Below are 22402 nucleotides of genomic sequence, written 5' to 3' on the forward strand. Positions count from 1 at the left end.
TCGATTACATCACCAGACGGCGGATGTCAGACAGCATGTTGTTGATGATGGTGATAAAGCGCGCACCATCCGCACCGTCAATCACACGGTGGTCGAAGGAGAGCGAAATCGGCATCATCAGACGCGGTACGAACTCTTTACCGTTCCAGACCGGCTCCATGGCAGACTTGGAGACGCCCAGGATGGCCACTTCCGGCGCGTTAACAATCGGCGCGAAGTGGGTGGTGCCCAGGCCGCCGATGCTGGAGATGGTGAAGCAACCGCCCTGCATTTCGCCAGCAGTCAGCTTACCGTCACGCGCTTTTTTCGAGATCACTGTCAGTTCACGGGACAGCTCAGTGATGCTCTTCTTGTTCACGTCTTTGAAGACCGGAACAACCAGGCCGTTCGGGGTATCTACCGCCACACCGATGTTGATGTATTTTTTCAGCGTCAGGCGCTGTGCATCTTCAGACAGTGAGCTGTTGAAGCGCGGCATTTGTTCCAGTGCAGCAGCGACCGCTTTCATGATGAAGACAACCGGGGTGAATTTCACATCCAGTTTGCGCTTCTCAGCTTCGGCGTTCTGCTGTTTACGGAACGCTTCCAGATCGGTGATATCGGTTTTGTCGAAGTGCGTAACGTGCGGGATCATCACCCAGTTACGGCTCAGGTTAGCGCCAGAAATTTTCTGGATGCGGCCCAGTTCGACTTCTTCGACTTCGCCAAACTTGCTGAAGTCCACTTTCGGCCACGGCAGCAGGCCCGGCAGAGAACCACCGGTTGCGCCAGCAGCAGGTGCAGACTCAGCGCGTTTAACCGCGTCTTTCACATAGTTCTGTACGTCTTCGCGCAGGATACGGCCTTTACGACCGGTGCCTTTCACTTTCGCCAGATTCACACCGAATTCGCGCGCCAGGCGACGGATCAGCGGAGTGGCATGGATGTAAGCATCGTTTTCTGCGAAGTCAGATTTACCTTCTGCTTTCGCCGGAGCAGCAGCCGGTTTCGCCGCCTGAGCAGCCGGGGCAGCGGCAGCAGGTGCAGCAGCCGGAGCCGCAGCAGGCGCAGCGCCTTCCACTTCGAAGACCATGATCAGAGAGCCCGTGGAGACTTTGTCGCCCACGTTCACTTTCAGCTCTTTCACGGTGCCTGCGAACGGCGCCGGAACTTCCATCGAGGCTTTGTCGCCTTCGACGGTGATCAGAGACTGCTCAGCGGAGACTTTGTCGCCCACTTTCACCAGCACTTCGGTCACTTCAACTTCGTCGCCGCCGATATCCGGTACGTTGACTTCTTTCGGGCCAGACGCTGCTGCCGGTGCGCTCGCCGCAGCCGGAGCCGCCGCTTGTGCCGCAGCCGCAGCCGGGGCTGCGCCCGCAACTTCGAAGATCATGATCAGCGAGCCGGTGGAGACTTTATCGCCGGTGTTGATTTTGATCTCTTTTACGGTGCCCGCGAACGGCGCCGGAACTTCCATCGAGGCTTTGTCGCCTTCAACGGTGATCAGCGACTGCTCTGCAGCCACGGTATCGCCGACTTTTACCAGGATCTCAGTGACTTCAACTTCGTCGCCGCCGATATCCGGAACGTTAACGTCTTTGGCTGCCGCAGCGGCCGGGGCTGCTGCTGGCGCGGCGTCTTTCTTCGCTTCTGCCGGAGCAGGTGCAGCGGCTGCTGCACCTTCGGCGGAATCGAAAATCATGATCAGTTTGCCGGTCTCGGTTTTGTCGCCAACAGAGACTTTGATCTCTTTAACAACGCCAGCCTGCGGAGACGGGACTTCCATAGAGGCTTTGTCGCCTTCTACGGTGATCAGCGACTGTTCAGCTTCAACTTTGTCGCCCACTTTGACCAGGATCTCGGTGATTTCAACTTCATCAGCCCCGATGTCCGGTACATTGATTTCGATAGCCATTATCTCTTTACCTCTTACGCCAGACGCGGGTTAACTTTTTCTGCATCGATGTTGAATTTGGTGATGGCTTCCGCTACCACTTTCTTGTCGATTTCGCCACGTTTAGCCAGTTCGCCCAGTGCTGCAACGACCACGTAAGAAGCATCAACTTCGAAGTGGTGACGCAGGTTTTCACGGCTGTCGGAGCGACCGAAGCCATCCGTACCCAGTACGCGGTAATCATCAGCCGGTACATAAGTACGAACCTGCTCGGCGAACAGTTTCATATAGTCAGTAGACGCTACAGCCGGTGCGTCGTTCATCACCTGAGCGATGTACGGTACACGCGGGGTTTCCAGCGGGTGCAGCATGTTCCAGCGTTCACAATCCTGGCCATCACGCGCCAGTTCAGTGAAGGAGGTCACGCTGTAGACGTCGGAACCCACGCCGTAATCTTTCGCCAGGATCTGTGCTGCTTCACGTACGTGACGCAGGATAGAACCGGAGCCCAGCAGCTGAACTTTACCTTTGCTGCCTTCAACGGTTTCGAGTTTGTAGATACCTTTACGGATACCTTCCTCGGCACCTTCCGGCATTGCCGGCATGTGGTAGTTTTCGTTCAGCGTGGTGATGTAGTAGTAAACGTTCTCTTGTTTCTCACCGTACATACGCTCCAGGCCATCGTGCATGATGACAGCCACTTCGTACGCGTAAGACGGGTCGTAAGAGATACAGTTCGGGATAGTCAGCGACTGAATGTGGCTGTGACCATCTTCGTGCTGCAGACCTTCACCGTTCAGGGTGGTACGACCGGAGGTACCGCCAACCAGGAAGCCGCGAGCCTGCTGGTCGCCTGCCTGCCAGCACAGGTCGCCGATACGCTGGAACCCGAACATGGAGTAGTAGATGTAGAACGGGATCATCGGCAGGTTGTTGGTGCTGTAAGAGGTCGCAGCCGCCAGCCAGGATGCGCCAGCACCCAGTTCGTTGATACCTTCCTGCAGAATCTGACCTTTTTCGTCTTCTTTGTAGTAAGCAACTTGCTCACGGTCCTGCGGGGTGTACTGCTGGCCGTTCGGGCTGTAGATACCAATCTGACGGAACAGACCTTCCATACCGAAAGTACGCGCTTCGTCAGCGATGATCGGAACCAGACGATCTTTGATCGATTTGTTCTTCAGCATCACGTTCAGGGCACGAACGAAAGCGATAGTGGTGGAGATCTCTTTGTTCTGCTCTTCCAGCAGCTGGGAGAAGTCTTCCAGAGCCGGCAGTTCAAGTTTCTCGGTGAAGTTCGGCTGACGTGACGGCAGGTAGCCTTTCAGCGCCTGGCGACGTTCGTGCAGGTATTTGTGCTCTTCAGAACCTTCCGGGAAGGTGATGTAAGACAGGTTTTCAACCTGCTCATCGGTCACAGGAACATTGAAGCGGTCGCGGATATAACGCACGCCGTCCATGTTCATTTTCTTCACCTGGTGAGCAATGTTTTTGCCTTCAGCGGTATCACCCATGCCGTAACCTTTAATGGTATGGGCCAGGATAACAGTCGCTTTGCCTTTGGTTTCCTGCGCTTTTTTCAGTGCAGCGTAGACTTTCTTCGGATCGTGACCGCCGCGGTTAAGCGCCCAAATCTGATCGTCAGTCCAGTCAGCAACCAGCGCTGCAGTTTCCGGGTATTTGCCGAAGAAGTGCTCACGCACGTAAGCGCCGTCTTTGGATTTGAAGGTCTGGTAGTCGCCGTCAACGGTTTCGTTCATCAGTTGGATCAGTTTACCGCTGGTGTCTTTACGCAGCAGTTCGTCCCAACGGGAACCCCACATGACTTTGATTACGTTCCAGCCAGCGCCGCTGAAGATGCCTTCCAGTTCGTTGATGATTTTGCCGTTGCCGGTAACCGGGCCATCAAGACGCTGTAAGTTACAGTTGATGATGAAACACAGGTTGTCCAGTTTTTCACGGGTAGCGATGGTGATGGCGCCTTTAGATTCCGGCTCATCCATCTCACCGTCGCCCAGGAAAGCGTAAACGGTTTGCTCAGAAGTGTCTTTCAGGCCGCGGTGTTCCAGATATTTCAGGAATTTTGCCTGGTAGATAGCACCAATCGGGCCCAGACCCATGGATACGGTCGGGAACTGCCAGAATTCCGGCATCAGTTTCGGGTGCGGGTAAGAAGAGAGGCCTTTACCGTGAACTTCCTGACGGAAGTTGTTCATCTGCTCTTCAGTCAGACGACCTTCCACGAACGCACGTGCGTAGATGCCCGGGGAGATGTGGCCCTGGAAGTACACCAGGTCGCCGCCGTCTTTCTCGTTGCGGGCACGGAAGAAGTGGTTGAAGCAGACTTCATAAACGGTCGCAGAAGATTGGAAGGAAGCCATGTGGCCGCCCAGCTCGAGGTCTTTTTTGGACGCGCGCAGAACGGTCATGATTGCGTTCCAGCGGATAGCTGAACGAATACGGCGTTCCAGTTCCAGATTGCCCGGGTATTCCGGTTCATCTTCAACGGCAATAGTGTTTACATAGTTGCTCGCCCCTGTGCCAGCTGCCACTTTCACACCGCCTTTGCGGGCTTCAGAAAGGAGCTGGTCAATCAGATACTGAGCACGCTCAACACCTTCTTCACGGATGACCGATTCGATCGCCTGTAGCCAGTCGCGAGTTTCGATCGGATCCACGTCATTTTGGAAACGTTCTGACATGGGGGGTATTCCTTATCTATCTAATACGTTGATTTGTCTGGAACCTGTCCCATTGCATTCTCATCATGACTGAACAACAAAAGTGCAATAAGACAGGTTCTGCGTTTAGTTGCCGCGCTCTAAAGTTTGGCGCTGGTGTTACAACTCTTCCGGTACAAACTGCACCAGAAAATATTAATTCTTTCTCTGCTCCAGCCGACGCAGCGAGCGTTCACGACGGCTCTGCTCGCGGCTGCGATCCAGCAAAATCTCTTCAATAAACGCCAGGTGACGATGCGACGCTTCGCGCGCTTCTTCCGGTTGCCCGGCCATGATCGCCGCGAAAATACTGGAACGATGACTGCTAACCAGCGGGAGCATCTCACGGCGCGCGTACAGCAATTCGAAGTTCTGACGAACGTTTTGCGCCAACATGGGCTCCATGCAGCGTAGCAGATGCAGCAGCACCACATTATGCGCCGCTTCGGTTACGGCAATTTGATACTGCACGACAGCGTCGGACTCAGCATCCAGATCGCCCGACTGCTGCGCCAGCTCAATCGCCTGATGCAGTTCGCCAATACGTACCTTGTCTTCATCGGTGCTACGGAGCGCAGCGTAATAGGCGGCAATGCCTTCCAGCGCGTGGCGAGTTTCAAGCAGGTCAAACTGGGATTCGGGATGATCGGTCAGGAGCTCGACCAGCGGGTCGCTAAAGCTCTGCCACAGACTGCTCTGGACAAAGGTTCCACCACCCTGGCGACGAAGAAGCAAACCTTTCGCTTCGAGACGCTGGATGGCCTCACGCAGTGAAGGACGAGAAACGTCGAACTGTTTAGCCAGCTCGCGCTCTGGAGGCAGTTTTTCACCGGGACGCAATGTCCCTTCAAGAATCAAAAACTCCAGCTGTTGCTCAATCACATCGGAGAGTTTTGGTTGGCGGATTTTGCTGTAGGCCATTGTTCCTTGTCTCTACCATTCGCCCAGAGTCAATTGGTCTTACCAATTTCATGTTCGTGACGCTAAAGTAACAAAGTATTCACCTTATGTCCATACAGGTTTTGATTGAAATCAGGAAACCATGCACATTTTAACAATGTTACAGGAATGACGTTTCAAAGATGTAACCTTGCACAAATGACCCGTTTACCACGAAAGAGGCAGTTTTAACTTTCCTGAAACGATAATTAAGGCATATGAACCGATTCAGTTAATCAATAAACGAATGGATATTCACATTAACAGCATAAATAATTAATTTTACTTAAGAGGGGTTATGAGCGGGTTACTGACAAATGGTTTCTTTTTCACCAGGTCGTCATCTGACCTTCATAAAGCAGATGCATTCCCACGCGCTTAACACTATTCTGAGCCATACGAAAGGGATGGACGAAAATTCGCTTCAACATTTCGTAAACTAAAAACTACAAAAAATGGAATTTATCGCTTACACGCAAACGACAGCGTATACATAACAACCACACACGAGGTTTCATAATGGAAGGTCAACAGCACGGCGATCAGCTAAAGCGCGGCCTTAAGAACCGCCATATTCAGCTTATCGCGCTGGGTGGTGCTATCGGGACTGGCCTGTTTCTGGGTAGCGCGTCAGTCATTCAGTCCGCGGGGCCGGGTATTATTCTGGGCTACGCCATTGCCGGTTTTATTGCATTTCTGATCATGCGTCAGCTCGGTGAAATGGTCGTGGAAGAGCCGGTTGCCGGTTCGTTCAGCCATTTTGCCTACAAATATTGGGGAAGCTTTGCCGGTTTTGCTTCCGGCTGGAACTACTGGGTGCTCTATGTGCTGGTGGCCATGGCGGAACTGACCGCCGTGGGTAAGTACATCCAGTTCTGGTGGCCAGAGATCCCAACGTGGGCTTCTGCTGCCGCCTTCTTCGTCATCATCAACGCCATTAACCTGACCAACGTAAAAGTGTTTGGGGAAATGGAGTTCTGGTTCGCCATCATTAAAGTCTTCGCCGTGGTCGCCATGATCGTCTTCGGCGGCTGGCTGCTGTTTAGCGGCAGCGCTGGCCCGCAGGCGACCGTGCGTAACCTGTGGGAACAGGGCGGCTTCCTGCCGCACGGTTTTTCCGGGCTGGTGATGATGATGGCGATCATTATGTTCTCTTTTGGCGGTCTGGAGCTGGTGGGGATTACCGCCGCTGAAGCCGACAACCCGGAACAGAGCATTCCGAAAGCCACCAACCAGGTTATCTACCGCATCCTGATCTTCTATGTGGGCTCGCTGGCGGTACTGCTCTCTCTGTTGCCGTGGACGCGCGTAACGGCGGATACCAGCCCGTTTGTGCTGATCTTCCACGAACTGGGCGACACGTTTGTGGCCAATGCACTGAACGTCGTGGTGCTGACCGCCGCACTGTCTGTCTATAACAGCTGCGTTTACTGCAACAGCCGTATGTTGTTCGGTCTGGCGCAACAGGGTAACGCGCCAAAAGCGCTGCTCTCTGTGGACAAACGCGGCGTGCCGGTGAACACCATTCTGGTCTCTGCGGTCGTGACGGCGTTGTGTGTGCTGATCAACTACCTGGCGCCTGAGTCCGCATTCGGTCTGTTGATGGCGCTGGTGGTATCCGCACTGGTGATCAACTGGGCGATGATCAGCCTCGCGCATATGCGCTTCCGCCGCGCGAAACAGCTGCAAGGCGTGATGCCGCGCTTCCCGGCGCTGTTCTACCCGTTAGGCAATTGGATCTGCCTGCTGTTTATGGCTGCGGTGCTGGTGATCATGCTGATGACCCCGGGTATGGCTATCTCGGTATGGCTGATCCCGGTATGGATTGTGGTCCTTGCCGTCGGTTACATGCTCAAACAGAAAAACGCCAAAGCCGTAAAAGCTCATTAATCCTTATCCGTTTACCCCTTTCCCGCCCGGGAGAGGGGTATTATCACTGTGTTACCTTCCTCACACTTTCTTTTACATAGCCATTTTGTCCATCACTGCGGCCTGATCCTGCTACGCAAAGTCAAATTTGCGGGCAAATAATTCTTCCACATCTCAATGGGAGAACCGGCAATGGACAACAATAAACTGTCTGTTAAAGAGAAGATTGGCTATGGCATGGGCGATGCCGGATGTAACATCATTTTTGGCGCCATCATGTTGTTTGTTAACTACTTCTATACCGATATCTTCGGCCTCGCCCCTGCGCTGGTCGGGGTATTACTGCTGTCGATTCGTGTGATTGATGCGGTGACTGACCCGTTAATGGGAGCCCTCGCCGACCGTACGCAAAGTAAATATGGGCGTTTTCGCCCGTGGCTGCTGTGGATAGCTCTGCCGTATGCCGTTTTCAGCGTATTAATGTTCACCACCCCTGACTGGACCTATCACAGTAAGGTGATCTACGCGTTTATTACCTACTTCCTGCTGTCGCTGACCTATACCGCTATCAACATTCCCTACTGCTCCCTGGGCGGTGTGATCACCAACGATCCGAAAGAGCGCGTTGCCTGCCAGTCGTACCGTTTTGTGATGGTCGGCATCGCCACCCTGCTGCTCTCTTTGACGCTGCTGCCAATGGCCGAATGGTTCGGCGGCGCAGACAAAGCCAAAGGCTACCAGATGGCGATGACCGTGCTGGCATTCATTGGTATGTGCATGTTTCTGTTCTGCTTTGCCACTGTGCGTGAACGTATTCACCCGGCAGTACCCACCAATGACGACCTAAAAAAAGACTTCAAAGATGTGTGGAAAAATGACCAGTGGGTGCGCATTTTGCTGTTGACGCTGTGCAACGTCTGCCCCGGTTTTATCCGCATGGCGGCAACCATGTACTACGTCACCTGGGTGATGGGAGAAAGTACCCATTTCGCGACCTTATTCATTAGCCTTGGCGTGGTGGGCATGATGTTCGGCAGTATGCTGGCGAAAGTGCTGACTGACCGCTGGTGCAAACTGAAAGTCTTCTTCTGGACCAATATCGCACTGGCTATTTTCTCCTGCGCGTTCTACTTCTTTGACCCGCACGCCACGACGCTGATTGTGGTGCTCTACTTCCTGCTGAATATCCTGCACCAGATCCCCTCGCCGCTGCACTGGTCGCTAATGGCCGATGTGGACGATTACGGCGAGTGGAAAACCGGTAAACGCATTACCGGCATCAGCTTCTCCGGTAACCTGTTCTTCCTGAAAGTCGGGCTGGCGATAGCAGGTGCAATGGTAGGCTTCCTGCTCTCGTGGTATGGCTACGACGCGGGCGCCAAACAGCAAAGCGACACGGCAATTAACGGCATTATGCTGCTGTTTACCGTGATCCCTGGCGTCGGTTACCTGATCACCGCGGGCGTCGTACGTTTACTGAAAGTCGACCGCGACATGATGAGACGGATTCAGGACGATCTGGAAAAACGCCGTATTAACTATCATGAACTGACCGAACGTCAGCATGTGCCGTCAGGCGACAACGTAAGGAAAGCATAATGAGCAGCTGGCCGAACCCGTTTATTGAACAACGCGCCGACCCTTATATTCTGCGCCATGACACGGTTTACTACTTTGTCGCCTCGGTGCCGGAGTATGACCGGCTGGAAATCCGCCGCGCCAGTACGCTGGAAGGACTACGCCAGGCCGCCGGTGTGGTGGTATGGCGTAAACCGCAAACCGGGCCAATGAGTGAGCTTATCTGGGCGCCGGAGCTGCATCATATTGACGGGAAATGGTATCTCTATTTTGCCGCCACCTGGACGAAAGCGCTGGATGCGCTGAACATGTTCCGCCATCGCATGTTCGTCCTGGAGTGTGCCGACGCCGATCCACTAACCGGTCACTGGGTAGAAAAAGGCCAGGTGAAAACACCGTTTGATACCTTCGCGCTGGACGCCACAACCTTTGTCCACCAGGGAAAACGCTGGTATCTGTGGGCGCAAAAAGCACCGGATATTGCGGGTAACTCCAACCTTTATCTGGCGGAAATGGAAAACCCGTGGACACTCAAAGGCGAACCGGTGCTGTTAAGTAAGCCGGAGTTCGACTGGGAGTGCAGGGGTTTTCTGGTGAACGAAGGCCCGGCGGTGCTGTTCCACGGCGACAAGCTGTTTATCAGCTACTCCGCCAGCGCCACCGATGAAAATTATTGTATGGGGCTGTTATGGATTGATATCGCAGCCAATCCGCAGGATCCGGCCAACTGGCATAAAGCGCCGCAGCCGGTATTTAAAACCAGCTATGAAAACCATCAGTATGGCCCCGGGCACAACAGCTTTACGCAAACACCGGAAGGGGAAGACGTGCTGGTGTACCACGCACGCAATTACACCGAAATAGAAGGCGACCCGCTCTACGATCCAAACCGCCATACCCGCCTGAAACGCGTCCGTTGGCAAGAAAACGGGATGCCTGACTTCGGCATCCCGCCTGCGGATCACCAGTAACAATGCGGCACGCGGATTAAATCAGCGTGCCGTAAATAGTCAGCAGCGCCACCACAACCACCAGCACCAGCGAGGTTTTCTTCGCCATCGACACGGCCGCTTTTGGCGTTTCGACTTTATCCAGATGCGGCTCGCGCGCCAGGGAGAACTGGGCAAGGCGGGTCAGCACCTGATACTGCGATGTGTGGCGATCGCCAAGGGAGGCAAACCAGGCGGGCAAGGCTTTCTCGCCATGCCCCACCAGCGCGTACACCACCCCCGCCAGGCGCACCGGCACCCAGTCGAGCACATGCAGAATCGCGTCAATCCCGGATTGTTGGCGCTCAGTTGGCGTCTGATAGCGCGCCAGCCATGATTGCCAGGCACGTAAAAAGGCATACCCCGCCAGCAGCACCGGTCCACAGGAAGCCCCAACGATCAGCCAGAACAGCGGCGCAAGATAAAAACGGAAGTTGATCCACACCAGCGCATTTTGCAGCTCACGTAAAAAATCACGCTCATCGCACCCCGGCGGCACACCGTGGATCAACGTCAATTCATTGGCCATCGCGTTATGAGCATGGCTGTCGTTACGCGCCGCGGCTTTAAGATAGGCGTGATAGTGCAAACGGACTTTCCCCGCGCCAATGCACAACAGGCTAATAAGGATCCACACCACCAGCAGCGGAACATTGAAAAACAATCCCGACAGCGCACGCAGGATCAAAAAGGTGACCAGCATCACCAGCACCGCCATCAGCAGCGTTCTTAACATCGAGTAGTGTTTTACCCGCCGGAACAGCACTTCCAGACGGTGATCCAGCTGCCAGTGTTCTCCCAGTTTAAACAGCCGTTCTGCTGCCAGTACCAGCAGCATGGTGAATAACGTCATGGCATCTCCTTTTCTGACAAACCGGCGACCAGCGCACGGAATCTCACCCAATCAAAAGCCGGTCCGGGATCCGTCTTGCGCACAGGGGCAATATCACTGTGCCCGGTCATATTGTCGGCAATCGACGGGTAAAGCTCAATCACCGTTCGTGTCACCGCCGCCAGTTGTCGGTACTGCGCATCGGTATAGGGCAGCGTGTCCGTGCCTTCCAGCTCAATACCAATCGAGAAGTCGTTGCAGCGTTCCCGGCCATGATAAGAAGAGACACCGGCATGCCAGGCGCGTTTATCAAAAGGCACATATTGCACCACCTCGCCATCACGGCGGATCAGGCAGTGTGCGGAAACACGCAGATGAACAATCTCAGCAAAAAAGGGATGGGCGTTGGCATCCAGAGTGCCGGTAAACAGCGCATCTATCCACGGGCCGCCAAACTCGCCGGGAGGTAGGCTAATATTATGTACCACCAACAGTGAAGGTTGCTCATCGTCCGGGCGGCAATCAAAATGGGGAGACGGTACATGCCGCGCTTCCACCAGCCAGCCCTTGCGTAGCTGCATAAGGAACTCCTTTTAGAGGATGGTGCTGAAACACGCTTCAGAGTAGCATGTTTGCGCTGTGTACCGTAATGGCATCCCCGAACAAGACATAGCCTAACTTTGTGATTCGTTACCTTTTTTGGAGTTTATCATGCCGCCTCGCCGCTATAACCCCGACCTTCGACGTGACGCACTGCTCAAACGTATCGAACTGGATATCCCTGTCGCTGTCGCCCAGGCGTTGCGCGAAGATTTGGGCGGAGAAGTCGACGCGAATAATGACATTACCGCGCAATTGTTACCGTCAGAAAACCGCTCGCATGCGGTGATCATTACCCGCGAAGACGGTGTTTTTTGCGGAAAGCGTTGGGTGGAAGAAGTCTTTATTCAACTGGCAGGCGATGATGTGACGCTCACCTGGCACGTTGCCGATGGCGACCCCCTTCATGCCAATCAGCCGTTATTCGAACTTGAGGGTCCTTCCCGCGTATTGCTGACGGGCGAACGCACCGCGCTCAATTTTGTGCAAACCCTGTCAGGTGTCGCCAGCGAAGTTCGCCGCTATGTGGAGCTGCTGGACGGCACGAAAACACAGTTACTGGATACGCGTAAAACCCTGCCGGGCCTGCGCACAGCGCTAAAATACGCCGTTCTGTGCGGCGGCGGCGCTAATCACCGCCTTGGTCTTTCCGACGCCTTCCTGATCAAAGAGAACCACATTATTGCCGCGGGCTCTGTACGCCAGGCAGTGGAAAAAGCCTTCTGGCTGCATCCGGATGTGCCGGTAGAAGTTGAAGTAGAAACCCTCGAAGAGCTCGACGATGCGCTCAAAGCCGGCGCAGATATCATCATGCTGGATAACTTTGACACCGACCAAATGCGTGAGGCCGTGAAGCGCACCAACGGCGAAGCGCGGCTGGAAGTCTCCGGCAATGTGACGCAAGAAACCCTGCGTGAATTTGCTGAAACGGGCGTTGACTACATCTCTGTGGGCGCACTGACCAAACATGTGCGCGCCCTCGACCTGTCGATGCGGTTTCGCTAACCCCTTTGCATGACTAAACGGGCCGCTGGCCCGTTTTTTTTTGCGCCCTTCCTCGCAAACAATTTGTTGCGCTCTGCAAGCCTGTAAAAAAAGCCGGAAGGCGCTTTCCCGAATTCCTTTTTGCGTCTCGCCGCCCCTGTAACGTGCTGACAAAGTAGCGGCTCTACACAAGGAGCCAGAAATGAACAAACAACAAGGATTTACCTTAATCGAGCTGATGGTGGTGATTGGCATTATCGCCATCCTGAGCGCTATCGGCATTCCCGCTTATCAAAATTACCTGCGTAAAGCCGCACTGACCGACATGTTGCAAACCTTTGTTCCTTATCGCACCGCCATTGAACTGTGCGCCTTGGAACGCGGCGGCATCGACAGTTGTGATGCCAGCAGCAATGGCATACCGGCCCCGACCACCACACGTTACGTCGCCGCCATGAGCGTTGCAAAAGGGGTGGTCTCACTGACCGGACAGGAAAGCCTCAACGGGCTCAGCGTCGTCATGACGCCGCAATGGAGCGATGCCGAGGGTATGAAGGGGTGGGCGCGAAGCTGTAATACAAATGCAGACAGCGCCTTGCAACAAGCCTGCGAAGATGTTTTTCGCACCGGACGTCCGTAAGGAGCCGTGATGAAACACGATAAACTTATCGCGCTCTGTCAGCGACATAACGCCGTGTTGCTCAACAGTGAAGACGACGTTCTGACCATTGCCGTAGTAGATAACCCCAGCCCCATGTTAATGGAGTCACTCAGCTTTGCCGTCCAGCAACGGGTAGACATCCGTTGCTGGACGCAGGATCAAATGGACAAGCACCAGCAAATGGCGGTGCAAACGCACTTCCCGGTCCCCGTTGAAGAAAGCAGCGCCGCGGCGGAAATTCTCGATCAGACCCTGAAACAAGCGCTGATCTTACGGGCATCGGATATCCATTTCGAGCCCGGAGAGACGTATTACGCCATACGGTTACGCGTCGATGGCGTTTTGCATGCACTCTCACCCCTTCCCTGCGATTTAGCCGCCACGCTAACCGCAAGACTCAAAGTACTTGGCAATCTTGATATTGCTGAACGTCGCCTGCCACAGGATGGGCAGTTCAGTGTGGATCTCTCCGGGCAATCGGTCTCATTTCGTATCGCTACCTTGCCTTGCCGACACGGTGAAAAGGTGGTGTTGCGTCTGTTGCACCAGGTTAACCAAGCCCTGGATCTGACTGCACTCGGTATGACCGACGCGCAATTGTCACTCTTTACCGCAGCGCTGGCGCAACCTCAGGGACTGTTGCTGGTGACAGGCCCGACCGGCAGCGGAAAAACCGTGACGCTCTACAGCGCGCTGCAAAAACGCAACAGACCGGAGGTCAACATTTGCAGCGTAGAAGACCCTATAGAGATCCCGCTGGATGGGCTGAATCAGACGCAAATTAATCCGCGCGCCGGGCTGACCTTCCAGAGCGTATTGCGCGCTCTGCTACGCCAGGACCCGGACATTATCATGGTTGGTGAGATCCGCGATGGCGAAACAGCGGAGATTGCTATCAAAGCATCGCAAACCGGGCATCTGGTTTTATCCACACTGCACACGAACTCCACCAGCGAAACACTGGTGCGTATCCAGCAAATGGGGGTAGCACGCTGGATGATCTCCTCGGCGCTATCACTGGTCATCGCCCAACGACTGGTACGAAAACTTTGCCCCCATTGCCGGAAACTGACCACGGAAAATACCCGGCTCCCCGGCGACCTGTGGCCTCGCCCGTTACCTCGCTGGCGCGCGGAAGGGTGCGAACGGTGCTATCACGGATTTTACGGGCGTGTCGCATTGTTCGAAGTGCTCCCTATCACCCGCGATGTCCGCCAGGCCATTGCCAGCGGCCAAAGTGCGGGGGAAATCGAACAGTGCGCCCGTGCGGAGGGAATGACGACGCTGTTTCAGCATGGCTGTCTGGCGGTGGAACAAGGGTTGACGACACTGGAAGAGTTGGTGCGCATATTGGGTTTGCCGCATGACGACTAAACACCTCTGGCAGTGGTCCGGAATCGATAACACGGGTGCATTACAACAGGGAGCGCACTGGAGCGAAAGCCGCAATGCCGCGATGCAAACGCTCTATCACCGGCAGATCCATCCTCTGACGCTCAAGCGCAGGCCGGTAAGGCGTTCACTGTGGCGTGCGGAACATGGCTGTACGCTCCTGCGCCAGCTTGCGACATTGTTGCAGGCGGGGCTCACATTACCGGAAGGCTTGTTACTGCTGGCACAGCAACATCCAGCCAGGCAATGGCAGGCATTGTTACACCATCTGGCGCAAGCGCTGGAACAGGGTGAAACATTTTCGGCAGCGCTGCGCCAGTGGCCAGATGTTTTTCCTCCGCTCTGGGCGGCGATGGTCCATACCGGTGAGCTGACAGGAAAGCTGGATGAGTGCTGTTTTAAACTGGCCAGCCAGCAACAGGCACAGCGAGCACTGGCGTTGAAAGTAAAAAAGGCGCTGCGTTACCCGCTCATTATTCTTTCGCTGACCGCGGCGGTAGTCATCGCAATGGTATATCTGGTGCTGCCGGAGTTCTCGGCTATCTACCAGACGTTCAATACCCCCTTGCCTGCGCTGACGCGGGGAGTCATTGCTGGCGCGACGCTGATGCAACAAGGCGCGCTGCCATTGGCAGCACTTGCGTTGCTGGCGGTATGCGCGATGACCTTGCTGCGCCGTCAGGTGAGATGGCTGCACTATCGGCAGCGTCTGCTGCTACGCTGCCCCATCGTCGGAAAACTGGTGCGTGGGCAACGGTTGAGCCAGATATTTACCGTGCTGTCACTCACGCAACGTTCTGGCATCACCTTCTTGCAGGGGCTGGAAAATGTCAGGGATACCTTAACCTGTCCTTACTGGCGAGGCGTGCTGCAACAGGCGCATCAGGATATCACCCTCGGCGCGGCTATCTCTGCGGCGCTGGCAAAGAGTGGCAACTTCACGCCGCTGTGTATTCAGTTGATCCATACCGGGGAGATCTCCGGGGCACTGGATACCATGCTGGAGAATCTGGCGCGACACCACAGTGAACAGACTCAGCATCAGGCGGACGAGCTGGCTTCCGTATTAGAGCCGCTGCTATTGGTAGTGACAGGGTTGATTATTGGCGTGCTGGTGGTTGCCATGTACCTGCCTATCTTTCACCTTGGCGATGCGATGGGCGGTACGGGCTAATGCAGGCGCAGCGCTGTGCGCCTGCAAACCCATTACAGGCTGTTGAAAACGCGGTTTTCCTGTTCCTGAACGCGGATAAAGGTCGTGCGTTTAGTCAGTTCTTTCAGGCGGGAGGCACCGACATACGTACAGGCTGAACGCAGGCCGCCCAGGACATCACGCGCGGTGTTTTCCACCGGGCCACGTAACGCGAGTTTGACGGTTTTGCCTTCTGCTGCACGGTAACCTGCAACGCCGCCAACGTGGCGATTCATTGCGGATTCTGAACTCATGCCGTAGAACAGCATAAATTTCTCGCCGTTTTCCTCCACGATGGTACCGCCGCTCTCTTCATGACCCGCCAGCATACCGCCGAGCATCACAAAGTCTGCGCCGCCGCCAAACGCTTTCGCCACATCACCCGGCACCGTGCAGCCACCATCACTGACAATCTGCCCGCCAAGACCATGCGCGGCATCGGCGCATTCGATCACTGCGGACAATTGCGGATAGCCGACCCCGGTTTTAACACGTGTGGTGCAAACAGAACCCGGACCGATGCCAACTTTGACAATATCCGCACCGGAAAGGATCAGCTCTTCACACATTTCACCGGTCACAACGTTACCCGCGCAGATAGTTTTATCCGGCCAGGCCTCACGTGCTTTGGCAACGAATTGTACAAAGTGCTCAGAGTATCCGTTCGCCACGTCGATACAGACAAAATTCAGCGACGGATGCAGCGCAAGGATCTGTTTTGTCTTGTCAAAATCTGCGTCTGATGTCCCGGTTGAAACCATGACATGGCGCAGCACGTCAGCCGATTCACGCTGGATAAAGGCTTTCCAGTCTTCAACGGAATAGTGTTTATGTACAGCGGTAAGGATGTCGAACGAAGCCAGCGCTTTCGCCATTGCAAAGGTGCCAACGGTATCCATATTGGCGGCAATAACCGGTACGCCAGACCAGCGCATTCCTGAATGTTTGAAGGTAAATTCGCGCTCCAGCTCAACATCGGAACGGCTTTTAAGGGTGGAACGTTTAGGACGGATAAGAACGTCTTTGAAACCTAGCTTCAGATCTTCTTCAATACGCATGTGCGGATTCCTGGGGTTAATGGCGAAAGTACAAACTCACAACTCCAGTGACGCTATCATACGCGCTAATAAGGGCCGCGCAAGACTGCGAAATTCTCTTTTTTTACGCTACAATCCTATAAATTTACCTGGTGAACAGGCAAGATTAGGCGAACGGGTTTTAATGTCGTTTGGTTAAATCACAACCTGTTGATTAAGCTCGTAAACATATTTAATCTTTTGCGTTTTTCCGTCTTCAGGACGGTCGCGAAAAATAGCATTGCGGGCAGAATAAAGATCGCAGATTGTGATATGCGACAGACTATTTTGGGATTAGGCGTAATGGGGTATACGGTTGCATTAACCGGCGGTATTGGCAGCGGTAAAAGCACCGTCGCAAATGCCTTCGCAGCGCTTGGCGTTAATGTTGTCGACGCGGATATTATTGCCCGTCAGGTGGTGGAACCAGGCTCTCACGCATTAAGCGCTATTGCGGAACATTTTGGCGCTGACATGATCCTCGCGGACGGCTCGCTCAATCGACGTTTATTACGCGAGCGTATTTTCGCTTCTCCGGCGGATAAACGTTGGCTAGATGGGTTACTCCACCCGCTTATTCACCAGCAAACACAGAGTAAGATTGCCCAGGTGACATCACCTTATGTGCTGTGGGTCGTGCCGTTGTTGGTGGAAAACCAGCTGCATCACAAAGCCGATCGGGTTTTGGTTATTGACGTCTTACCAGAGACACAGATTTCACGCACCATGCAGCGTGATGGCGTCAGCCGCGAACATGCTAAAAATATTCTCGCGGCCCAGGCCACTCGCGAAGCGCGACTTGCCGTCGCGGATGATGTTATTGACAATAATGGCGCACCGGATGCGATAGCATCGGATGTTGCCCGCCTGCACACCGCATATCTGGCGTATGCCCGGCAGGCCGTTTCACAGGAAAAACCGTAAATGCACACCCACATCCTTTTTGAACATCCGCTTAACGAAAAGATGCGTACCTGGTTGCGTGTCGAGTTTTTACTGCAACAGCTCTCTGTCCATTTACCGCTGAGCGACCATGCCGATGCGTTGCACTTTTTCCGTAACGTTGGTGATTTACTGGATGTGTTTGAACGGGGTGATACCCGCACCGAGCTTCTGAAAGAGCTGGAGCGCCAGCAGCGTAAACTGCAGGCATGGAGTGATGTTCCCGGTGTGGATCTGAGCCGGATTGAAGCTGTCCGCCAGCAATTAAAAGCGAGCGGAGCCGTACTGATGAGTGCCCCGCGTATTGGCCAACAACTGCGCGAAGACCGTCTGATAGGCCTGGTGCGCCAGCGCCTGAGCATTCCCGGTGGATGCTGCAGCTTTGATTTGCCGACGCTGCATATGTGGCTGCACCTGCCGCAGGAACAGCGGGATGCGCAAATTGCGGTCTGGCTGGACAGCCTGACACCGCTGACGCAAACCCTGACGTTGATCCTTGATTTGATCCGCAATGCCGCGCCGTTCCGCCGCCAGACCAGCCTGAACGGTTTTTACCAGGATAACGGCGATGACGCCGATTTGTTGCGTCTGCAATTGTCGCTGGAAGACCAGCTATACCCACAAATCTCCGGCCATAAGAGCCGCTTCGCCATTCGCTTTATGCCGCTGGACAGCGAGCATGGCGTGGTTCCCGAGCGTTTCGATTTTGAACTGGCCTGCTGTTAAGGAGTGAAGATGTCTGAAGAAACTACCGTAAACTGCCCAACGTGCGGGAAGCTTGTTGTCTGGGGAGAAAGCAGCCCATTTCGCCCGTTCTGTTCGAAACGTTGCCAGCTGATTGATTTGGGCGAGTGGGCAGCAGAAGAGAAACGTATCCCCAGCGACGGCAATTTGTCGGACAGCGATGACTGGAGCGAAGAACAGCACTAAGCACTTGTTGCCTGCAGGCGCTTCGCCTGGCAGGCAAATCAGGGTCAGCCAGCCAGTAGCCTGGCTATCACCGGTTCATTTGCCGGGGGAAACTTGTCAGCGTCAAGGGCGTCTTGCGCAACCCAATGACCCGGCTGCCCCTCTTTACCCCATGGCTCCCCTTCCCAGCTTTCCACTAACCAGAACCACAGGGTGATGTGGCGATCGGGGAACTGATATTCCAGCTTATCAAACAGTTCTGCCTGAAGGGGCGTAATGCCGACTTCCTCCTGAAGCTCGCGGATCATTGCCTGCTCCGGCGTTTCACCCGCTTCAATTTTTCCGCCAGGAAATTCCCATTTATTCGCCATATGCGCATCCGCAGCGCGCTGCGTAATAAAAATTTCCCCTTGCGGGTTACGAATGATCCCAACGGCGATGTTCAGTATTTTCATGATGCAGACTCCATAAAAAAGGCGCAGTATTCTGCGCCTTTTTATTATTATCAATGCGTTATGCCAGACGGCCGTGGCACTGTTTGTATTTTTTACCGGAACCACAAGGGCAAGGATCATTACGACCCACTTTGCGCTCCCCCGTCTGCGCAGCAAGCGCAGCAGCGGCTTCAGTTTCATCATCCTGATGGCTTAACTGTTGCATCTGCGCCAGACGCTCAGCTTCCTGACGGCGCTGCAGCTCCATGGCCTCGACTTCCTCCGGCATCCGCACCTGTACTTTGCTGAGCGTACTGATCACTTCATATTTCAGTGACTCCAGCATGGCGGCGAACATCGCGAAGGACTCGCGTTTATATTCCTGCTTCGGATCTTTTTGCGCGTAGCCACGCAGGTGGATGCCCTGACGCAGATAATCCATCGCGGCCAGGTGCTCTTTCCACAGTGAATCCAGCGTTTGCAGCATCACGCCTTTCTCGAAGTGACGCATCATCTCAGCGCCAACCACCTCTTCTTTACGCTGGTAGGTTTCAATGGCGCTTTGCAGGATACGCTCACGCAGCGTCTCTTCGTGCAGATCCGGTTCTTTATCCAGCCAGTCAGCGATAGGCAGGTCGAGATCGAAATCATTTTTCAGGCGTTCCTGCAGGCCAGGAACATCCCACATTTCTTCCAGCGACTGCGGTGGAATATGACCATCGATGGTGGCTTTGAAAACATCTTCGCGAATGCTGGCGATGGTTTCACTCACATCGGTTACATCCAGCAGTTCGTTACGCTGGGTGTAAATTGCACGACGCTGGTCGTTAGCAACATCGTCATATTCCAGCAGTTGCTTACGAATATCGAAGTTACGGCTTTCCACTTTGCGCTGCGCATTAGCAATAGCCTTGGTGACCCACGGGTGCTCAATCGCTTCGCCCGGCTTCATCCCCAGTTTACGCATCATGCCAGAGACGCGATCGGAGGCGAAAATACGCATCAGGGCATCTTCCATAGAGAGATAGAAACGGGAAGAACCCGCATCCCCCTGACGACCAGAACGGCCGCGCAACTGGTTATCGATACGACGAGACTCATGACGCTCGGTACCAATAATGTGCAGGCCACCCGCCGCCAGCACTGCATCATGGCGCACCTGCCAGTCGGCTTTCACTTTGGCGATTTGCTCTGCCGTCGGTTCTTCGAGCTCCGCCAGTTCCGCCTGCCAGCTACCACCCAGCACAATATCCGTACCGCGCCCCGCCATGTTGGTGGCAATGGTCACCGCACCGGTATAGCCCGCTTGCGCCACAATGTCCGCCTCTTTGGCGTGGAATTTGGCGTTCAGTACGTTGTGCTTGATGCCCGCTTTGGTCAGTTCCTCAGACACCACTTCTGATTTCTCGATCGAGATGGTCCCAACCAGAACCGGCTGCCCCTTCGCAGTACGCTCTTTAATATCTTCGATAATCGCCTGGATTTTTTCCGCTTCGGTCATATAGACCAGATCCGCCATATCTTTACGGATCATCGGACGGTTGGTGGGAACCACCACGGTATCGAGTTTATAAATCGAGCTGAATTCAAACGCTTCGGTATCTGCCGTACCGGTCATACCCGCCAGTTTTTCATACAAACGGAAGTAGTTCTGGAAGGTAATGGACGCCAGCGTCTGGTTTTCGTTCTGGATATCCACACCTTCTTTGGCTTCCACCGCCTGATGCAGACCATCAGACCAGCGACGCCCTTGCATGGTGCGGCCGGTGTGTTCGTCGACGATAATGACTTCGCCGTCTTTCACAATGTAATCCACATCACGGGTGAACAATGCGTGTGCACGCAGTGCCGCAGTCACGTGGTGCATCAGCATGATGTTGGCAGGAGAGTACAGTGACTCGCCTTCGTCCATGATGCCTTCTTTGACCAGCAGCTCTTCAATCAGCACCAGGCCGCGTTCAGTCAGCGTAACCTGACGCGCTTTTTCATCCACGGAGAAGTGGCCTTCACCCTGGAAAGTGTCGGAGTCTTCTTTCTCCTGACGAACCAGATGCGGGATGATTTTATTGACTTTTTTGTACAGCTCGGAGCTGTCTTCTGCCGGACCGGAAATGATCAGCGGGGTACGCGCTTCATCGATAAGGATGGAGTCCACCTCATCCACCAGCGCATAGTGCAGTTTACGTTGCACACGCTCTTCAGGGCTGAATGCCATGTTATCGCGCAGGTAGTCAAAGCCGTATTCGTTGTTGGTACCGTAGGTAATATCGGCCGCATAGGCTTCACGTTTAGCAACAGCAGGCATGTTCGGCAGGTTGATACCCACGCTCATACCGAGGAATTCGAACAGAGGACGGTTATTCTCGGCGTCACGCTGAGCCAGATAGTCGTTGACGGTAACAATGTGGACGCCTTTGCCGCTCAGGGCGTTGAGGTAAGCAGGCAGGGTTGCGGTCAGGGTTTTACCTTCACCGGTACGCATCTCTGCGATGCAACGCTCGTTGAGAACCATGCCGCCCAGCAGCTGCACATCGAAGTGACGCATGCCGAACACACGTTTACTTGCCTCGCGCACCACGGCAAAGGCTTCCGGGATCAGACTCTCAACGCTTTCGCCTTTTTCCAGGCGCGCACGGAACTCTGCGGTTTTGGCTTTCAGCTCATCATCGCTGAGCTTTTCCATTTCCGGTTCCATGGCATTGATTTGGGCCACGACTTTACGCATACGGCGCAGTGTACGATCGTTACGACTACCGAAAACTTTAGTTAATAATTTGATAAGCATAATAAAAATCTCAAACGCCCCGCTCTGCGGAGCTAAAAAAATGAATAAAGGACTCTTTTTTTAGCTGAGGCGAAGAGGGCCGGCGCGAATGCCCTGCACCTGACCTAACCAGGTGGAAATGCGGAACGCGGCGTCAGGTATAGCGGCTGTCTGGAGTGCCAGACGAACAATCGCCGGCGGTTTCCCTTCCTGGTTCAATAACGCGCTGAGCGTATCCAGTAAAGCGAGATGGTGGGCCTGAATCGGCAGTGGCTCTTCCGTCGCAACTGGCAGCGCTTGAGGCGCCATGGCAAACGAAAGATGACGAATAACGGTGCGGATGGCATGTTGATGCCAGTAATCGACAGTAAAGTTAGGACGGCGATTGGCTTCCAGTAAAGCAAGACTGGTGAAATTAACCGTGCCGGTGCTGACGTGATTACGGGTGGTTTCGCGCGGCGTTTGCGTGGGTTCGGCGCTACCAGCAAGCGCAGGCAAGCCAAGGCTCGCCGCGACCATCCCTAATAAGAGATGAGGCCAGAAATAGCGTCTACCAAATTGTCGCCAGCGCGTCAGTATTCCGCTCACTTGCTCCACCCAAAAATAACGCTTACCCGAATGTGCTTCTGTATGTGTCCTTTTGCGCAC

At 54.4% G+C, this 22402-nt stretch carries 19 protein-coding genes; 10 read left to right on the forward strand and 9 right to left on the reverse strand.

The window, feature by feature from the left end; genetic code table 11:
- Positions 1-4: 4 nt before the first annotated feature.
- The 3 genes from aceF to pdhR form a co-directional block, all read right to left on the reverse strand.
- Positions 5-1897 (reverse strand): pyruvate dehydrogenase complex dihydrolipoyllysine-residue acetyltransferase, encoded by a 1893-nt coding sequence (aceF, locus tag N7922_RS20590; RefSeq protein WP_263098036.1) that lies wholly within the window; start codon positions 1895-1897, stop codon positions 5-7.
- Positions 1898-1911: 14 nt separating this feature from the next.
- A complete protein-coding gene (gene aceE, locus N7922_RS20595) occupies positions 1912-4575 on the reverse strand; it encodes a pyruvate dehydrogenase (acetyl-transferring), homodimeric type (RefSeq protein WP_263098037.1) in 2664 nt (887 codons plus the stop codon).
- Positions 4576-4749: 174 nt separating this feature from the next.
- Positions 4750-5514 carry a pyruvate dehydrogenase complex transcriptional repressor PdhR gene (gene pdhR, locus N7922_RS20600; RefSeq protein ID WP_061497651.1) on the reverse strand — a complete coding sequence of 255 codons (765 nt, stop codon included), beginning with the start codon at positions 5512-5514 and terminating at the stop codon, positions 4750-4752.
- 537 nt (positions 5515-6051) lie between these two features.
- Between pdhR and aroP the strand changes: the two genes are divergently transcribed.
- The 3 genes from aroP to N7922_RS20615 all read left to right on the forward strand — a co-directional run bounded on the left by aroP (position 6052) and on the right by N7922_RS20615 (position 9950).
- On the forward strand, positions 6052-7422 hold the full coding sequence (aroP, locus tag N7922_RS20605) for an aromatic amino acid transporter AroP (protein WP_263098038.1): 1371 nt from the start codon (positions 6052-6054) through the stop codon (positions 7420-7422).
- A 171-nt stretch (positions 7423-7593) separates the two neighbouring features.
- Positions 7594-9000: a glycoside-pentoside-hexuronide (GPH):cation symporter gene (locus tag N7922_RS20610; protein ID WP_263098039.1), complete on the forward strand. Its 1407-nt coding sequence runs from the start codon at positions 7594-7596 to the stop codon at positions 8998-9000.
- Positions 9000-9950 (forward strand): family 43 glycosylhydrolase, encoded by a 951-nt coding sequence (locus N7922_RS20615; RefSeq protein ID WP_263098040.1) that lies wholly within the window; start codon positions 9000-9002, stop codon positions 9948-9950. Before N7922_RS20610 ends, N7922_RS20615 begins: the two co-directional genes overlap by 1 nt.
- Before the next feature lie 16 nt (positions 9951-9966).
- Here N7922_RS20615 and ampE read toward each other — a convergent pair whose 3' ends face one another.
- Together ampE and ampD are read right to left on the reverse strand one after the other, a co-directional pair.
- Complete coding sequence (gene ampE / locus N7922_RS20620; protein WP_263098041.1) at positions 9967-10821, reverse strand: beta-lactamase regulator AmpE; 855 nt, start codon at positions 10819-10821, stop codon at positions 9967-9969.
- A complete protein-coding gene (gene ampD, locus N7922_RS20625) occupies positions 10818-11381 on the reverse strand; it encodes a 1,6-anhydro-N-acetylmuramyl-L-alanine amidase AmpD (protein WP_263098042.1) in 564 nt (187 codons plus the stop codon). The genes ampE and ampD overlap by 4 nt, the downstream gene beginning before the upstream one ends.
- A gap of 130 nt (positions 11382-11511) precedes the next feature.
- Here ampD and nadC point away from each other — a divergent pair, with 130 nt between their 5' ends.
- From nadC to hofC, 4 genes are all read left to right on the forward strand, one after another.
- Complete coding sequence (gene nadC / locus N7922_RS20630) at positions 11512-12405, forward strand: carboxylating nicotinate-nucleotide diphosphorylase (RefSeq protein WP_263098043.1); 894 nt, start codon at positions 11512-11514, stop codon at positions 12403-12405.
- 181 nt (positions 12406-12586) lie between these two features.
- Positions 12587-13024, forward strand: coding sequence for a prepilin peptidase-dependent pilin (ppdD, locus tag N7922_RS20635; protein WP_263098044.1), 438 nt, complete (start codon positions 12587-12589; stop codon positions 13022-13024).
- Positions 13025-13033: 9 nt separating this feature from the next.
- The gene (gene gspE / locus N7922_RS20640; protein ID WP_263098045.1) at positions 13034-14419 is read left to right on the forward strand and encodes a type II secretion system protein GspE; all 1386 of its coding nucleotides are present in this window, start codon (positions 13034-13036) and stop codon (positions 14417-14419) included.
- The gene (gene hofC / locus N7922_RS20645) at positions 14409-15611 is read left to right on the forward strand and encodes a protein transport protein HofC (RefSeq protein WP_263098046.1); all 1203 of its coding nucleotides are present in this window, start codon (positions 14409-14411) and stop codon (positions 15609-15611) included. The genes gspE and hofC overlap by 11 nt, the downstream gene beginning before the upstream one ends.
- Positions 15612-15643: 32 nt before the next feature.
- Here hofC and N7922_RS20650 read toward each other — a convergent pair whose 3' ends face one another.
- A complete protein-coding gene (locus N7922_RS20650) occupies positions 15644-16687 on the reverse strand; it encodes a GMP reductase (protein WP_263098047.1) in 1044 nt (347 codons plus the stop codon).
- A 321-nt stretch (positions 16688-17008) separates the two neighbouring features.
- Between N7922_RS20650 and coaE the strand changes: the two genes are divergently transcribed.
- From coaE to yacG, 3 genes are read left to right on the forward strand one after another with little or no spacing between them, the layout of a single operon-like run.
- Positions 17009-17629, forward strand: coding sequence for a dephospho-CoA kinase (gene coaE, locus N7922_RS20655; RefSeq protein WP_263100969.1), 621 nt, complete (start codon positions 17009-17011; stop codon positions 17627-17629).
- On the forward strand, positions 17630-18373 hold the full coding sequence (gene zapD, locus N7922_RS20660) for a cell division protein ZapD (RefSeq protein WP_263098048.1): 744 nt from the start codon (positions 17630-17632) through the stop codon (positions 18371-18373). It abuts the gene before it with no gap.
- Between the two features lie 9 nt (positions 18374-18382).
- Complete coding sequence (yacG, locus tag N7922_RS20665; protein WP_263098049.1) at positions 18383-18577, forward strand: DNA gyrase inhibitor YacG; 195 nt, start codon at positions 18383-18385, stop codon at positions 18575-18577.
- A 44-nt stretch (positions 18578-18621) separates the two neighbouring features.
- On the opposite strand, the gene mutT is transcribed toward yacG, so the two are convergent.
- The 3 genes from mutT to secM are packed head-to-tail and all read right to left on the reverse strand — an operon-like array spanning position 18622 to position 22342.
- Positions 18622-19011, reverse strand: coding sequence for an 8-oxo-dGTP diphosphatase MutT (gene mutT / locus N7922_RS20670; RefSeq protein WP_263098050.1), 390 nt, complete (start codon positions 19009-19011; stop codon positions 18622-18624).
- A gap of 58 nt (positions 19012-19069) precedes the next feature.
- On the reverse strand, positions 19070-21775 hold the full coding sequence (secA, locus tag N7922_RS20675) for a preprotein translocase subunit SecA (protein ID WP_263098051.1): 2706 nt from the start codon (positions 21773-21775) through the stop codon (positions 19070-19072).
- Between the two features lie 60 nt (positions 21776-21835).
- Complete coding sequence (secM, locus tag N7922_RS20680; protein WP_263098052.1) at positions 21836-22342, reverse strand: secA translation cis-regulator SecM; 507 nt, start codon at positions 22340-22342, stop codon at positions 21836-21838.
- Between the last annotated feature and the right edge of the window lie 60 nt (positions 22343-22402).

The sequence above is a fragment of the Kosakonia sp. ML.JS2a genome, assembly GCF_025642095.1.
Classification (GTDB): domain Bacteria; phylum Pseudomonadota; class Gammaproteobacteria; order Enterobacterales; family Enterobacteriaceae.